Here is a 15054-nt window from a genome sequence, read left to right as displayed (position 1 = left end):
GCGGCCCCGCGGGGGCTCGGCAGAATGGGGGCATGACTTCCGCGCGCTCCGCCGCCCCCGTCGTCGGGTTCGACCTCGACATGACCCTCATCGACTCCCGGCCGGGCATCCACGCCGCGTACGTGGAACTGGCGGCCCGCAGCGGGACGTACATCGACGCGGACCTGGTGGTGACGAGGCTGGGGCCGCCGCTGGAGGAGGAGCTGGCGCACTGGTTCCCGGCGGAGCGGATCGCGGCGACGGCCGGTCTGTACCGGGAGATCTACCCGGCGTACGCCGTCACCCGCACGTCCGCCATGCCCGGCGCCCGGGAGGCGGTCGAGGCGGTGCGGGCGGCGGGCGGCCGGGCCGTCGTGGTCACCGCGAAGTGGGAGCCGAACGCCAAGCTCCACCTGACGCACCTGGGCATCGAGGCGGACGCCGTCGTCGGCGACCTGTGGGCGGAGCAGAAGGCGGTGGCGCTGCGCGAGCACGGCGCCGGCGTCTACGTGGGCGACCACGTCGGAGACGTCCGCGGCGCCCGCGCCGCCGGCGCGCTGTCGGTGGCCGTCCCCACGGGCCCGTGCGACGCGGACGACCTGCGCGAGGCGGGCGCCGACGTGATCCTGCCGGACCTGACGCACTTCCCGGCCTGGCTCGGCGGACACGTGGCCGCCGGAGCGGCCTGACCGGAGGTCGTCGCGCCCTGGAGCCGTCGCGCCCCGCGCGCCCGCCGGCGTCCGCCCGCTACCGCGCCCCGCGTGCCTGCCGGCGTCCGGCGGCGACGGACCGCAGCACCCCGGCGCCCGCGATCAGGAACCCGACGCCCATGAACATGCTCAGGCCGAACATGTAGGTCGGAAAGGGCGTCGTACCGAGAAACAGCGGGGCCACGGTGACCAGCGTGGCCACGGCGCCGACGAAGAACACGATGGCACCGGCACGGATCAGTCGGTCACCGGGAGCGGCGGAATTCGTTTGGGTTTTGTCACGCACCCGACCAGGGTAGTTCCCAGCGCGAAGGAACGACCCGGGGACGTCTTGTCACCCGGGCGAAGACCATTAGCCTGGGTTGCGGCGGGTCGAGGTCGACCCGCCGCGGTGTTATGAAGAGCCGTTTCCCTGCGGTTTTCCCGACGAGTACGAGGACGAGGACGGACGTGCCTACCGGCAAGGTCAAGTGGTTCAACAGCGAGAAGGGCTTCGGCTTTCTCTCCCGTGACGACGGCGGTGACGTCTTCGTCCATTCCTCGGTCCTCCCCGCCGGAGTCGAGGCCCTCAAGCCGGGCCAGCGCGTGGAGTTCGGTGTCGTGGCCGGACAGCGCGGTGACCAGGCGCTCTCGGTCGTGGTCCTCGATCCGACGCCTTCGGTCGCGGCGGCCCAGCGCAAGAAGCCGGACGAACTCGCCTCCATCGTGCAGGATTTGACGACCCTCCTCGAGAACATCACGCCGATGCTGGAGAAGGGCCGTTACCCCGAGAAGAACTCCGGCAAGCAGATCGCGGGTCTGCTGCGCGCCGTCGCCGACCAGTTGGACGTGTGACCGGAAGGCGTCGACCCGTTCACGGGTTCACGGGAAATCGAGTGACCGCGGTCCGAGGGGCGGTACCAGCCCCTCGGCCGCCGCGCGCGTGAGGAGTCCGCGCACGGCCGCGTAGCCGTCCTCGCCGAGGTCGGCCGTGAACTCGTTGACGTACAGCCCGATGTGCTGGTCGGCGACGGCCGGGTCCATTTCCTGGGCGTGTTCCATGACGTACGGGCGCGACGCCTCGGGGTCGTCCCAGGCGGCGCGCACCGAGGCGCGGACGGAGTCGGCGAGGCCGCCCAGGGCCGCCGCGCCGAGCGACCGCTTCGCGATGATGGCGCCGAGCGGGATCGGCAGCCCGGTGGTGGACTCCCAGTGCTCGCCCATGTCGGCGAGCCTGTGCAGCCCGTAGTTCTGGTAGGTGAAGCGGGCCTCGTGGATGACCAGGCCCGCGTCGACCTTCCCGTCCCGCACGGCCGGCATGATCTCGTGGAAGGGCATGACGACGATCTCGCCGACCCCGCCGGGCACCATGTCCGCCGCCCACAGCCGGAACAGCAGGTACGCCGTCGACCGCTCGCTCGGCACGGCCACGGTCCGGCCGGTCAGCCCCGCGCCGGCGGCGGCGCCCGCGGGCCCGGCCTCCCGGGTCAGCACCAGCGGCCCGCACCCCCGCCCCAGCGCGCCCCCGCAGGGCAGCAGCGCGTAGTCGTCGAGGACGTACGGCAGCACGGCGTACGACACCTTGAGCACGTCGTGCTCGCCGCGCTCGGCCATGCCGTTGGTGATGTCGATGTCCGCGAACGTCACGTCGAGCGCGGGCGCGCCGGGGACGCGGCCGTGGGCCAGGGCGTCGAAGACGAAGGTGTCGTTCGGGCAGGGGGAGTAGGCGATCTGCAAGGGGTCACCGGTCATGTCGGCTCCAACTCTCCAGGACGGGTGCGAGCTTCCCGAAGGCCGTCGTCAGGGCGGCCAGTGCCTCGCCGATCCGCCAGGCGGCGCGGTCGCGCGGGCCCACCGGGTTGGAGACCGCGCGGACCTCCAGCACGGGCACGCCGTGCGCGGCGGCGGCCTCGGCGACGCCGAAGCCCTCCATGGCCTCGGCGAGGGCCCGCGGGTGGCGGGCACGCAGTGCGGCGGCCCGGGCGGCGGTGCCGGTGACCGTGGAGACGGTCAGGACCGTGCCGGTGCGGGCTCCGGTGGCGTTCGCGGCCCGCCGGACGAGGTCGGCGGGCGGGTGGTGGGTGACGGTGCCGAAGCCCAGTTCGGTCACCGGGAGGAAGCCCTCGGCGGTCTCCGCGCCCAGGTCGGCCGCGGTGATCTCGTCGGCGACGACCAGGGAGCCGAGCGGCGCGCCGGGGGCGAAGCCGCCGGCGATCCCGGCGGACACCACGAGGCCGTACGGCGTGCCCGCCAGCGCGGCCGCGGTGAGGGCGGTGGCGGTGGAGGCGGCGGCGAGGGCGGGGCCCACACCGGCCGCGAGGAGGTCGCGGCCGGCGCCCGCGCGGTGCAGGGCCGGGGCGCCTGGCAGACGCACCTCACGGGCCGGCTCCGGGAACGCCCGTGCCACCGCGTCCCGTTCGGCGGGGACCGCGGTGGCCACGAGGACGCGGACGGAGGACGTGGTCAGTCGTCCTTCTTCAGCCTGAAGGACCACAGGCCGGTGACCGCCTGGCTGTCCTTCTTGCCGTCGCCCGCCTTGATGGAGACCAGGGTCGAGTCGCCCTGGGCGCCGTACTGGGCGTTGAAGAAGACGCTGCCCGGGATGGTGCGGTAGGTCTTGCTGCTGTCCTCGATGAGCGGCTGGCCGTTCAGCAGGATCGTCCAGCGCCGGTCGGCGATCTCCGGGTCGACACCGAAGCGGACGGTCTCGTCCGGGTCGACGGTGATGGACTTGATGTCCTTGTCCGCCAGGCACTTCGTCAGCTGCGCGGCCTTGAGGACGTTGTCCTCACCGCCGCAGGTGGCCTCCGAGCTGACCGAGGAGGAGCCGACGGTGATCGTGGACAGCGGGGTCGGCTTGTCACACGCCGACAGGACGAGCAGTCCGGCGGAAACGGCGCCGGCGGCGGCGACGGCGCGGCGGCGTCGCACAACGGATCGCATCGAGGTCATGGGGCGAAGGCTATCTGGCACGTCCGGCACTCCCTCTACGTGGGGTGCGGCGCGGCCGCGGGTTACGCCACGCGGGCTCGGGTCCGCCCGCCCGGCCGGGCGGCTCCAGGACGGGGCGGGACGCGGCGCGGTGCGGGACGGCGCGGGCGGTGCAGCGGTGCGGGGCGGGCGGCGGTGCGGCGCTGGCGGCGGGGCGGGTACGAGGGCCCGGGTCAGGAGACCTTCGCCCGGGGCGGCCCCTTGTGCCGGGCCGAGCCGACCAGGCTCCGCACGGTGGTCGCCCAGCCGGTGGCGATGACCAGGGCGGCCACGGAGAGCCCCAGGGCGCCGTTCAGCGGCATCACGATGCCGACCGCGCCCCCGAACACCCACGACATCTGCAGCAGCGTCTCCGAGCGGGCGAACGCCGAGGTGCGCACCAGTTCGGGCACGTCCCGCTGGATCAGCGCGTCCAGGGACAGCTTGGACAGCGCCTGCGAGAAGCCGGCGACGGCCGTCAGACAGGCCACCAGGAACGCCCCGAAGAAGACCGCCGCCGTGATCGCCGCGCCCAGCACGACCGCCACCACGGTCACGATGATCAGCTCCGGGGCGCGGGAGCGCAGGGCCGCGCCCACGGAGGTGCCCAGCGCGTTGCCGACGCCCGCCGAGACGGCCACGATGCCCAGCGACACCGCCGCGCCCTGCCCGGTCAGCGGGTGCTCGCGCAGCAGGAACGCCAGGAAGAACGTCAGGAACCCGGACAGCCAGCGCAGGGACGCGTTGGCGCCCAGGGCGTGGGTGACCGCGCTGCCGACCGTCCGCAGGCCGGGGCGCTTGACCCGGCGCAGGTGCGGGCCGTGCAGGTGTTCCTCGTCGGCCGCGAGCAGCGCCCGGTCCTCCCCCTTGGCCGAGTCCACCTTCGGGGGCAGCGAGAAGGACAGGAACGTGCCCACGACGAAGATCACGAAGGCGCCGTAGAGCGGGTAGCGCGGGCCGAGGAGCTGGAGGCCCCCGCCCACGGGCGCGGCCAGGCCGGTGGCCAGGAGCCCGCCCAGGGTGACCCGGGAGTTGGCCTTGACCAGCGAGAAGCGCGGTGGCAGCAGGCGCGGCACGACGGCGCTCCTGACCACGCCGTACGCCTTCGACGCCACCAGTACGCCGAGCGCCGCCGGATACAGCTCGAGGCCGCCGCTGACGACGGCGCCGGACAGCACCAGGGCGAGCAGCGCCCGCGCGGCCATCGCGCCCGCCATCGCCGCGCGGCGGCCGTGCGGCAGCTTGTCGAGGAGGGGGCCGATCACCGGGGCGAGGAGCGCGAACGGGGCCATCGTGATGGCCAGGTAGAGCGCCACCCGGCCGCGGGCCTCGTCGGTGGGGACCGAGAAGAACACGGTCGAGGCGAGCGCGATGGTGATCATCACGTCGCCCGCGCCGTTCACGGCGTGCAGTTCGATCAGTTTGCCGAGCCCGGACTCGCCCGCGCCGTGCGCGTGCGTGGCCTTGCGGATGCCCCGCGCGGTTCCGGTGAACGGCAGGTGCAGGGCGCGGCCGATCGCGCGGACGGACCCGTTCACCCTGCCCTCCCCTGGTAGCCCATCGCCCCACCGGTCCCGGTGGCGCCCCGGGGTGTCCTCATGGCTGCCACTCCGCCATAGTGCCCCGAGAAACCGGGATGTAGCGCGGTCACCGCACGTATGGGCGCTCACTTTCCGGTTCGCGGGCGGTTTCGTGACCGGTGGCGCGGACGGATTCGCGGATGATTCGCGGACGGGTCCGTGGACGGCGCGCGCGGGGCCGGGCCCGGGCCGGAGCCGGGACCGGGGCGGCGCCGGCAGGGGGACGAGAACGCGGAAACCCGGCGCGGAGTGCCGCAGAAGCACCGTCGGTGTGGGATGAGCGGCCGCGAACAGGTAGCGTGCGTATCTCAGCCATCCCCCACAATGGATGGCACAGGTGCGCCCGAGCGCGATCGGACGCTGACGTCGACGCGGCCCACTGGTCCGCTCCGTCCGCTCCGCCGCCGGTGGCAACCGCACCCGAGTGACGGCGTAGGAGAGAAGCGATACCTGTGAGCGCAGCGACCACGCGAAGCCGCACCCCCGACCGCCTGTGCGCCGAGGCCGTCGACCTCGCCCGCGCGGCGGCAGAGGAGGCCGCCGCGCCCGGCGTGGTCGGGGAGCACGTGGGCGTCCTCTCCGAGGGCGACCGGGTGGTGACGCACTTCTTCGAGTGCAGGGAGCTCGGCTACCGGGGCTGGCGCTGGGCGGCGACCGTCGCGCGGGCCTCGCGGGCGAAGATCGTGACGCTGGACGAGGTGGTGCTGCTGCCCGGTCCGGACGCGGTGCTGGCACCCGAGTGGGTCCCGTGGAGCGAACGCCTGCGCCCCGGCGACATGGGTCCCGGCGACCTCCTCCCCACGGAGGCGGACGACCTGCGTCTGGAACCGGGCTACACCGGCGAGGACGCTCCGTCGCCCAGCTCGCCCGTCTCGAAGGAGATGGCGGAGCTGGCGGAGGCCGAGGACGCCGAGGTGACGGCGGCGCCGCCCGCGCGGCTGCCGGCCGTCCCGTCCCGCGGGTCCATCCCCGCGGTGGCGGAGGAACTGGGCATGCGCCGGGCGCGCGTCCTGTCGCGGTACGGCCTGCACACCGCCGCCGACCGCTGGGACGAGGCGTTCGGGGCGAAGACACCGATGGCGCAGGCGGCGCCGGCGTCCTGCGTCAGCTGCGGCTTCCTCACGCCGATCGGCGGCTCCCTCGGGCAGGCCTTCGGGATCTGCGCCAACGAGTTCGCCCCGGCCGACGGACGCGTGGTGTCACTGGCGTACGGCTGCGGCGGGCACTCGGAGGCGGCGGTCATGCCGAAGCCGCCCCGGCCGCCCCTGCCGGTGATCGACGAGAACCGGGTGGACCCCTTCCCGCTGCGGCCGGCCCCGGACTCCGGGTCGGTCCCGGCGGTGACGGACGAGGAGTCGGCGGAGCTGGGCCACTCCTAGGGCCTGTCCGACCGTTCCCGTCGGCGCGCGGCGTCCCGGCGCGGCTCCCCCACGCTCGGCTCCGCTCGCGCGGGAGGGACCCCCGCCGCCGCGTCGTCGGACCACCCGGGCACCTCCGGTGCACGGGCGGTCCTCCGCCGTGCGACGCTCCTTCACTGCCCGAACGGCGTGGGAGGTGCTCCCGGCACCGGACGCCGCGCCCCGATCCGGCGCCAGGGGCCGGGCACCCCCCGGCGCACGTCCGCGAAGTCCCGTCGCCCGCCCGGTGCGTGCTCTCGGCGTGCCGGACGCAGGCCCTCGTACGGGATGCGCCCGGGACGTCGCCCGGCCCGTACTCCCCCCGGAGGGGGCGTCCCGGCCGCGCCGTCGGGATCGCCCCCGCACACCCGGTACGAGGCCGGTCCTCCGCCTCGCGGTCGCACGCGCCGGACGCCGCGCGTCCCGCCCGCCGGGCAGCCGTCACCGCTTCGCGGACACGCCCCGGACTCTCCCCCGCCAGGCGCCCGCCGCCTGCTCCCGGCCCCGTGCCCGGCACGCCCCGCGGGGAGGCGCCCCGGACGGGCCGGCGTGCCCGGCCGCCGTTCCTCCTCCCCACGTCGGGTGACGGGCGGGCACGCGTCCGGAGGTCCGCGGGCCGGCGCCCCGGGCGGACCGGAGGGTGCCGACTTCCTCGGTGCGGAACCGGCGGCGCCGCCTCGCGGTACCTTCGAGCTCACGGCGATGAGGAGAGTGAACCGACGTGAGCAAGTTCGTGCGGCCCGCGGCCGAGGGGGCCGATCCGTTCGGAACGGCCCGACTGCGGCGCGGAGTGCTGGACGCCTGGGCCACCAGTCCCGCCCGTTTCCGGGAGGACGCGAACGCCGAGGAGGATCTGGTCCTCGGCGGCTACCGGGACCGCCTCGTCGTCGAGCTGGCGCAGAACGCCGCCGACGCGGCCGACCGTGCCGGCGTGCCCGGCCGGCTGCGCCTGACCCTGCGCGAGGGCGTCCTGGTCGCGGCGAACACCGGCGCCCCGCTGGACGCGGCCGGCGTCGAGTCGCTCTCCACCCTGCGCGCCTCCGCGAAGCGCGAGGCCCCCCGGTCGGCGGTCGGCCGCTTCGGCGTCGGCTTCGCCGCCGTCCTCGCCGTCACCGACGAGCCCGCCGTGGTCGGCCGGCACGGCGGTGTCCGCTGGTCCCTGGCGGAGGCCCGCGTGCTGGCCTCCGAGACCGCCCGCCACAGTCCCGGCCTGGGCGACGAGATCCGCCGCCGCGAGGGTCACGTGCCGCTGCTGCGGCTGCCCTTCGCCGCCGAGGGCACCGCCCCCGAGCCGTACGACACGGCCGTCATCCTGCCGCTGCGCGACACCGCCGCCGCCGATCTCGCGGAACGGCTGCTCACCGCCGTCGACGACGCCCTCGTCCTGGCCCTGCCGGGCCTGGAGGAGATCGTGATCGAGGTCGGCGACGCGGCCCCCCGCACCCTGCGCCGGGACACCGACGGCGCCCTCACGGTCGTGTCGGACACGCGGGAGGGCACGACCCGGTGGCGGATCGCCGCCGCGCACGGTCCCCTCACGTCCGACCTGCTCGCCGACCGGCCGGTGGAGGAGCGGCTGCGGCCCCACTGGTCGGTGACCTGGGCCGTGCCGGTCGACGCGGACGGGGCCCCGGCCCGGCCCCGCACCAGCCCCGTCGTGCACGCGCCCACGCCCAGCGACGAGCCCCTCGGCGTGCCCGCGCTGCTGATCGCCTCCTTCCCCCTCGACACCACCCGGCGGCACGCGGCGCCCGGCCCGCTCACCGACCACCTCGTGCGGCGGGCGGCGGACGCGTACACCGCGCTGCTGGCCGACTGGCGCCCGGTGACCGCCGGGATCATCGACCTCGTGCCGGGCCCGCTGGGCCGGGGCGGGCTGGACGGCGCCCTGCGGCAGGCGATCCTGGAGCGGCTGCCGCGCACGGCGTTCCTGCCGCCGGCCGCCGGGCCGGTGGACGGCGAGGACGACCTGCCCGAGGCGCTGCGGCCGCGGGACGCGGAGGTCGCCGAGGGCGCGGGCGCCGACACCGTACGGGTGCTCGCCGAGGTGCTGCCGACGCTGCTGCCGGCCGGGCTGGAGCGCCGGGCCGAGCTGCGCGCGCTGGGGGTGGCGCGGGTCCCGCTCGCCGACGCGGTCGACCGGCTGGCCGGACTGGAGAAGGACCCCCGGTGGTGGTACCGGCTCTACGAGAGCCTCGCCGGCGTGGACCCCGACCGCCTCTCCGGGCTGCCGGTGCCGCTCGCCGACGGCCGGACGACGATCGGCCCCCGCCAGGTGCTGCTGCCCACCCCGGACGCGGCCCGGCTCGACACCGAGGTCCTCGCACGCCTCGGCCTCAAGGTGGCCCACCCCGACGCCGCGCATCCGCTGCTGGAGAAGCTGGGGGCGCTGCCCGCGACCCCGCGCGCGGTCCTGACGACCCCGCAGGTGCGGGCCGCCGTCGCGGCGTCCCTGGACGACGACCGCGGGGCCTGGGACGACCGGGACACCCCGGACGCCGAGGAACTGGCCGACACCGTCCTCGCGCTGGTGCGCGACGCGGACCTGGAACCCGGCGAGGAGCCCTGGCTGGGCGCCCTGGCGCTGCCCGACGAGGAGGGCGAACTCGCCCCGGCCGGCGAACTCGTCCTGCCCGGAAGCCCGTTCGCGCAGGTCGTCCGCGAGGACGAACTCGCCTCCGTCGACCCGGAGCTGGCCGAGAGGTGGGGGGAGCAGCCGCTCGCCGCCTGCGGCGTCCTCGCCGGCTTCGCGCTCGTACGGGCCACGGACGTGGTCCTCGACCCCGACGAACTGGAGCCCCGCGACGGCGACTTCGCCGAACCCGACGACGCGGGACTGCTGGACGCCGTGGACGTGTGGTGCGAGGACATCCTCGACCGCTTCCCCGACAGCCCCGTCCCGCCGGTCGCCACCGAGCTGGTAGCCGTCCGCGACCTCGACCTGGTCGACGACGACCACTGGCCGCAGGCCCTCGCCCTGCTGGCCCGGCCGCCCCTGCGCGACGCCCTCACCCAGCCGGTCCGCATCCTGCTCCCGGACGGCACCCACGAGGTCGTACGCCCGTACACCGCCTGGTGGTTGCGCGGCCATCCCGTCCTCGACGGCCGCCGCCCGGCGGGCCTGCTCGCGGCCGGCGGCGACCCTCTCCTGCACGGCCTGTACGACCAGGCCGACGCGACCGGCTTCGACGACGAGCAGGTGCTGCGGGCCCTGGGCGTACGGACCTCCGTGGCCGCCCTCCTCGACGAGCCGGGCGGCGCGGCCGAACTGCTCGACCGCCTCGCGGACCCGGACCGCCCGGTGGGCGCCGCCCAACTGCACGGCCTGTACAGCGCCCTGGCCGACCTGGACCCCGAACAGGTCACCCTGCCCGACGAGCTGAGGGCGGTCGTCGACGGCCGGGTCGAGGTCGTCGACGCGGCCGACGCGGTCGTGGTCGACTCCCCCGACCTGCTGCCCTTCACGGCGGGCGTCCCGCTGCTCCCCGTCCGGCCCGCGCGGGCGGCGGAGCTGGCCGAACTGTTCCAGGTCCGCCGCCTCAGCGAGTCCGTGACGGGCGAGATCCACTCCGAGGGCGTCGAGCACGAGGTCCCGGAGCCGGTGCGCGTCCTCCTCGGCCCGCGCACCCCCGCCACCTACGTCGAGCACGAGGAACTCGTGGTGGACGGCGTGGAGATCGACTGGCGCCTGACCGGCGACGGCGTTCCGCACGCCGCCACCCTGGAGGGCGTCGCCGCGGGCCTGGCCTGGGCGGCCGGTCAGTGGCCCCGCCGCTTCGAGGTGGCCGCCCTGCTGGAGGACCCCTCCAGGACGGGCGAGTTGGCTCGGGACCGCTGGTTCGACTGAGCGCTCTCCCGCACGGGCGGGGTGCCCCGGTACCGCCGGGGCACCCCGGACGGGCCCGTCCGCGCGCCCGGGTCCCGGCGTCCGCGAGGTCGCACGAAAATCTCCACCGCTCTCGTACAACCCTTCACATCCGTCGTGCATCTGATCATGTGAGCCAACAGGCTCCGTGATCGTCTGGATCCTGCGCGATGACGCTCCGTCGGGAGCGCCGCCCGGCCGGGATCCTCTTCCTCCCTGGGGAATGCATGCGCATCCGCGCCACCGTGGCCGCCGTCTCCGGCGCCCTGGCCCTGTCCGCCCTCGCCGCTCCGGCCGCGCAGGCCGACGGCCCCTCCTACCGCGAGCGGGCCGCCGAGGCCTTCGCCGCCGCCCACGGCGCCTCCGGCAGGTCCGCGTTCACCACCGCCGTCGACGGCGACCTGAACGTGTCCTTCTCCCACTTCAAGATCGCCGCCGCGGTCAAGGTGGGCACCACCAACCACGTCGCCACCACGGTCACCTACAAGCTGACCCACGGTGCCGAGGTGGACATCCACGCCGAGGCCTTCGCCACCGGCCCGTACCTCTACAAGGGCGCGTTCGACGACCCGGACAACATGCTGTTCGGCAACTACCCGGCCACCTGCACCGACACCTCGGCGACCACCGCCACCTGCAAGGGCAACATCGACGTCTACCCGGCCGACGGCGAGCTGCTGAACTCCGACGCCGGCAGCTGGAAGGGCGGCGGGCTCGCCCTCGACTACACCAGCGACGACTACGCCGACCAGGGCGGCCTCGGCTCCACGCTGGTGCAGCGCGCCTCGAAGCTGACCGTCAACGCCTCCCCGGAGCCGGTGAAGAAGGGCAAGACCCTCACCGTCACGGGCAAGCTGTCCCGCGCGAACTGGGAGGACAACCTGTACCACGGTTACTCCACCCAGCCGGTGAAGCTGCAGTTCCGCAAGAAGGGCAGCACCACCTACACCACCGTCAAGACCATCAAGTCGAGCACGACGGGCGCCCTGAAGACGACCGTCAAGGCCACCGCGGACGGCTACTACCGCTACAGCTTCGCGGGCACCTCGACCACCCCGGCCGTCAGCGCCGCGGGCGACTTCGTCGACGTGCGCTGAAGCCACTGACACCACCGAGGCACGGTCCGGCCCCGCACCCGGCGGGGACCGGGCCGTCCCCCGGCACACCCCCTTCCAGATCCTCAGAGGAACCTTCATGCGCGTACGCGCCACCACCACCGTCGCCGCCCTCGTCGGCGCCGTCGCCCTGTCCGCCCTCGCCGCTCCGGCCGCGCAGGCCGCGCCGGCCGGTCCGGCGGTCACCTTCTCCAACCTCAAGGTCAACGCCGGCAAGCCCGTCGTCGTCGGCCCCACGGCCCAGGTCACGGTCACCGCGACCTACACCGTGACGAAGCCCGCGAGCCTGAGGGCCCTCGGGACGGCGCCGGTCCTCTACCGCGGCGCCACGCTCGACCTCTACGCCGACGACGTCATCGGCGGCGACGACGCCGGCGTCTGCACGACGGTCTCCTCGACGGTCCTGAAGTGCACGGCCAAGATCCAGTTCCGTCCGAAGGCCACCGGTGAGGACATCGACCTGGTCAACGGCCAGGCGGGCAGCTGGAAGCTGGGCGCCCTGGCGGCCAACGACAGCGGCGGCCTCACCTGGCGGGGCGGCCTCGGCACCGCCAAGGTGCTGCGCGCCTCGAAGCTCACCGCCGACGCCACCCCCGAGCCGGTGAAGAAGGGCAAGACCCTCACCGTGACGGGCAAGCTGTCCCGCGCCAACTGGGACAGCAACACCTACGCCGGGTACTCCGGCCAGTCGGTGAAGCTGCAGTTCCGCAAGAAGGGCAGCACCACCTACACCACGGTCAAGACCATCAAGACGAGCAGCACGGGCGTCCTGAAGACGACCGTGAAGGCGACCGCGGACGGCTACTACCGCTACAGCTTCGCCGGCACCTCGACCACCCCGGCGGCCACCGCCACGGCCGACTTCGTCGACGTGCGCTGACCCACGGCCCCCTCGGGGCCTGCCGGGCGGACACCGCCGGGCAGGCCCTCAGGCCGGCCCGCGGCGGTCGATCCACCTCCACAGGAGTTCCAGGACGGCCGCCGCGACCGCGGCGACACCCACCGCCGTCCACGGCATGACCACGCCGACCAGCCTCAGCGCGAAGAAGTCCTGGAGCCACGGCACCGCCAGCACCAGCACGAAGGCCGCGCCCATGGACGCCACCAGCAGGACCCGCCACCAGGTGTAGGGCCGGGCGATGATCGCCAGCACCCACATCGAGATCAGGAACAGGGTCAGCGTCGCCGCGCTCGTCTCGGCCTCCAGCGATCCCGCCCCGGTGTAGTGGTGCCGGGCGACCAGGTACGTCACGAAGGTCGCCACCGCGGCCAGCACCCCGCCCGGGACCGCGTACCGCATCACCCGCCGCACGAAGTGGGGCCGCGCGCGCTCCTTGTTGGGGGCGAGGGCGAGGAAGAACGCCGGGACGCCGATCGTCAGCGTCGACAGCAGGGTCAGGTGGCGGGGCAGGAACGGGTACTCCACCCGCCAGCACACCACCAGCAGCGCCAGCAGCACCGAGTACACGGTCTTCACCAGGAACAGCGTGGCCACCCGCGTGATGTTGCCGATGACCCGCCGGCCCTCCGCCACCACCGACGGCAGCGCGGCGAAGCTGTTGTCCAGCAGCACGATCTGGGCCACCGCCCGCGTGGCCTCCGAGCCCGAGCCCATCGCCACGCCGATGTCCGCGTCCTTCAGCGCGAGGACGTCGTTGACGCCGTCCCCGGTCATCGCTACGGTGTGCCCGCCCGCCTGGAGGGCGCCGACCATGTCCCGCTTCTGCTGCGGGGTGACCCGGCCGAACACCGTGCCCGCGTCGAGGGCCGCGGCCATCGGCTCCCGCTCGGCGGGCAGCCGGCGCGCGTCCACCGCACGGCCGTCCAGGCCCAGCTTGGCGGCCACGGCGCCCACGGACACCGCGTTGTCGCCGGAGATGACCTTGGCGCGGACGTCCTGCTCGGCGAAGTAGCGCAGGGTGTCGGCCGCGTCGGGGCGCAGCCGCTGCTCCAGGACGACCAGGGCGGTGGCGCGGGCGCCGCGGGCGACCTCGGGGTCGTCGAGGCCGTGCGGGGTGCGGGCGAGCAGCAGCACGCGCAGGCCCTGCTCGTTGAGCCGTTCCGTCTCGGCGAGGGCGGGGTCGTCGTCGGCGAGCAGGACGTCGGGGGCGCCGAGCAGCCACGTGCCGCTCGCACCGTCGCCCTCGGCGAAGGCGGCGCCGCTGTACTTGCGGGCGGAGGAGAAGGGCAGGGACCCGGTGCGGGACCAGCCCGCGGTGTCCGGGAAGGCGTCGGCGATCGCCCGGAGGGAGGCGTTGGGCCGCGGGTCGGACGCGCCGAGCGCGCCGAGCACCTCGCGGACGTACCCGCCGTCGCCGCCGTCGAGGGCGCGGACCTCGGTGACGTCCATGCCGCCCTCGGTGAGGGTGCCGGTCTTGTCCAGGCAGACGGTGTCGACGCGGGCGAGGCCCTCGATGGCCGGCAGTTCCTGGACGAGGCACTGCTTGCGGCCGAGCCGGACGACGCCGATGGCGAAGGCCACGGAGGTCAGCAGGACGAGGCCCTCCGGCACCATCGGCACGATCCCGCCGACGGTCCTGGCGACCGAGTCCTTGAGGTCGTTGTCCTTGACGAAGAGCTGGGTGACGACCAGGCCGACCGCGGCCGGGACCATCATCCACGTCACGTACTTCAGGATCGTGGAGATGCCGGTGCGCAGCTCGGAGTGGACCAGGGTGAAGCGGGACGCCTCCTCGGCGAGCTGGGCGGCGTACGCCTCGCGCCCGACCCTGGTGGCCCGGAAGGCGCCGCCGCCCGCCACCACGAAGCTGCCGGACATCACCCGGTCGCCGGGGTGTTTGACGACGGGGTCGGCCTCACCGGTGAGCAGCGACTCGTCGATCTCCAGACCGTCGGCCTCCACGCACACCCCGTCCACCACCGCCTTGTCGCCGGGCCCGACCTCGACGAGGTCGTCCAGGACGAGGGAGGAGGTGCCGACGGCGACGGAGACCCCGTCGCGCCGGACGGTGGGGCGGGCCTCGCCGATGACGGCGAGGGAGTCCAGGGTCTTCTTCGCCCGCCACTCCTGGACGATGCCGATGCCGGTGTTGGCGAGGATGACGTACCCGAAGAGGCCGTCCTGCACCGGGGCGACGAACAGCATGACGATCCACAGGACGCCGATGATCGCGTTGAACCGGGTGAAGACGTTGGCCCGGACGATCTCGCCGACCGAGCGGCTGCTGCGGACGGGCACGTCGTTGACCTGACCGCGCGCCACGCGTTCGGCGACCTCGGCGGCGGTGAGCCCGGTCGCCGCGGGGGCCCGGGCGGTGGCGGCGGCGTCGGCGTGGGTCATGGGATCGACGGTACGTGCGGACGGGGGTGTTCACCCGCCGGAGTGGCGGAAGATCCGACCTGGGGAGGACGACCGTCGCGCGGCGGTACTGCGTGCCGCCTACGGGGTCCCCCGACACCGGCCCAGGGGACGCCCGCCCCCGGCCCAGGGGCCCCCGA

The 15054-nt window shown here is 74.7% G+C and carries 11 protein-coding genes and 1 pseudogene; 6 read left to right on the top strand and 6 right to left on the bottom strand.

The genetic code is table 11. The annotated features are described in order from the left end of the window. Positions 1-32: 32 nt before the first annotated feature. Complete coding sequence (locus tag ACZ5FU_RS14070; protein WP_451526095.1) at positions 33-668, top strand: HAD family hydrolase; 636 nt, start codon at positions 33-35, stop codon at positions 666-668. Between the two features lie 58 nt (positions 669-726). Here ACZ5FU_RS14070 and ACZ5FU_RS14065 read toward each other — a convergent pair whose 3' ends face one another. Next, entirely contained in the window at positions 727-975 is a 249-nt protein-coding gene (locus tag ACZ5FU_RS14065; protein WP_451526094.1) for a hypothetical protein, read from the bottom strand. 164 nt (positions 976-1139) lie between these two features. Here ACZ5FU_RS14065 and ACZ5FU_RS14060 point away from each other — a divergent pair, with 164 nt between their 5' ends. Beyond that, positions 1140-1523: a cold-shock protein gene (locus ACZ5FU_RS14060; RefSeq protein ID WP_451526093.1), complete on the top strand. Its 384-nt coding sequence runs from the start codon at positions 1140-1142 to the stop codon at positions 1521-1523. A 27-nt stretch (positions 1524-1550) separates the two neighbouring features. On the opposite strand, the gene ACZ5FU_RS14055 is transcribed toward ACZ5FU_RS14060, so the two are convergent. The 4 genes and pseudogenes from ACZ5FU_RS14055 to ACZ5FU_RS14040 form a co-directional block, all read right to left on the bottom strand. Next, positions 1551-2420, bottom strand: coding sequence for a 1,4-dihydroxy-6-naphthoate synthase (locus tag ACZ5FU_RS14055; protein ID WP_451526092.1), 870 nt, complete (start codon positions 2418-2420; stop codon positions 1551-1553). Further along, a complete protein-coding gene (locus ACZ5FU_RS14050) occupies positions 2410-3162 on the bottom strand; it encodes a futalosine hydrolase (protein WP_469045373.1) in 753 nt (250 codons plus the stop codon). Before ACZ5FU_RS14050 ends, ACZ5FU_RS14055 begins: the two co-directional genes overlap by 11 nt. Further along, positions 3132-3611, bottom strand: a complete 480-nt coding sequence (locus tag ACZ5FU_RS14045) for a DUF2771 domain-containing protein (RefSeq protein WP_468838675.1) — start codon at positions 3609-3611, stop codon at positions 3132-3134. Before ACZ5FU_RS14045 ends, ACZ5FU_RS14050 begins: the two co-directional genes overlap by 31 nt. A gap of 221 nt (positions 3612-3832) precedes the next feature. After that, positions 3833-5247, bottom strand: a pseudogene (locus ACZ5FU_RS14040) (MFS transporter). A gap of 423 nt (positions 5248-5670) precedes the next feature. On the opposite strand from ACZ5FU_RS14040, the gene ACZ5FU_RS14035 reads away from it, so the two are divergent. The 4 genes from ACZ5FU_RS14035 to ACZ5FU_RS14020 all read left to right on the top strand — a co-directional run bounded on the left by ACZ5FU_RS14035 (position 5671) and on the right by ACZ5FU_RS14020 (position 12475). Then, positions 5671-6597: a DUF3027 domain-containing protein gene (locus ACZ5FU_RS14035; RefSeq protein WP_451526090.1), complete on the top strand. Its 927-nt coding sequence runs from the start codon at positions 5671-5673 to the stop codon at positions 6595-6597. Between the two features lie 739 nt (positions 6598-7336). After that, positions 7337-10462, top strand: coding sequence for a sacsin N-terminal ATP-binding-like domain-containing protein (locus tag ACZ5FU_RS14030; protein ID WP_468834893.1), 3126 nt, complete (start codon positions 7337-7339; stop codon positions 10460-10462). Positions 10463-10707: 245 nt separating this feature from the next. Beyond that, positions 10708-11577 (top strand): hypothetical protein, encoded by an 870-nt coding sequence (locus ACZ5FU_RS14025; RefSeq protein WP_451526088.1) that lies wholly within the window; start codon positions 10708-10710, stop codon positions 11575-11577. 97 nt (positions 11578-11674) lie between these two features. Next, positions 11675-12475, top strand: coding sequence for a hypothetical protein (locus ACZ5FU_RS14020; protein ID WP_451526087.1), 801 nt, complete (start codon positions 11675-11677; stop codon positions 12473-12475). A 48-nt stretch (positions 12476-12523) separates the two neighbouring features. Here the strand turns inward: ACZ5FU_RS14020 and ACZ5FU_RS14015 are convergent, their stop codons facing one another. Continuing rightward, positions 12524-14896 (bottom strand): HAD-IC family P-type ATPase, encoded by a 2373-nt coding sequence (locus ACZ5FU_RS14015; RefSeq protein WP_468834891.1) that lies wholly within the window; start codon positions 14894-14896, stop codon positions 12524-12526. Positions 14897-15054 lie beyond the last annotated feature (158 nt).

This window comes from Streptomyces sp. NPDC031554 (assembly GCF_055580685.1).
Note: the sequence above shows the minus strand (reverse complement) of the source record. Positions and strands in the feature narration are given on the sequence as shown.

What these genes read in the sequence shown, in the direction of transcription:
- ACZ5FU_RS14070 (WP_451526095.1), top strand. Translation starts at nt 33, where the DNA reads ATGACTTCCGCGCGCTCCGCCGCCCCCGTCGTCGGGTTCGACCTCGAC.
- ACZ5FU_RS14055 (WP_451526092.1), bottom strand. Translation starts at nt 2,420, where the DNA reads ATGACCGGTGACCCCTTGCAGATCGCCTACTCCCCCTGCCCGAACGAC.
- ACZ5FU_RS14045 (WP_468838675.1), bottom strand. Translation starts at nt 3,611, where the DNA reads ATGCGATCCGTTGTGCGACGCCGCCGCGCCGTCGCCGCCGCCGGCGCC.
- ACZ5FU_RS14025 (WP_451526088.1), top strand. Translation starts at nt 10,708, where the DNA reads ATGCGCATCCGCGCCACCGTGGCCGCCGTCTCCGGCGCCCTGGCCCTG.
- ACZ5FU_RS14020 (WP_451526087.1), top strand. Translation starts at nt 11,675, where the DNA reads ATGCGCGTACGCGCCACCACCACCGTCGCCGCCCTCGTCGGCGCCGTC.
- ACZ5FU_RS14015 (WP_468834891.1), bottom strand. Translation starts at nt 14,896, where the DNA reads ATGACCCACGCCGACGCCGCCGCCACCGCCCGGGCCCCCGCGGCGACC.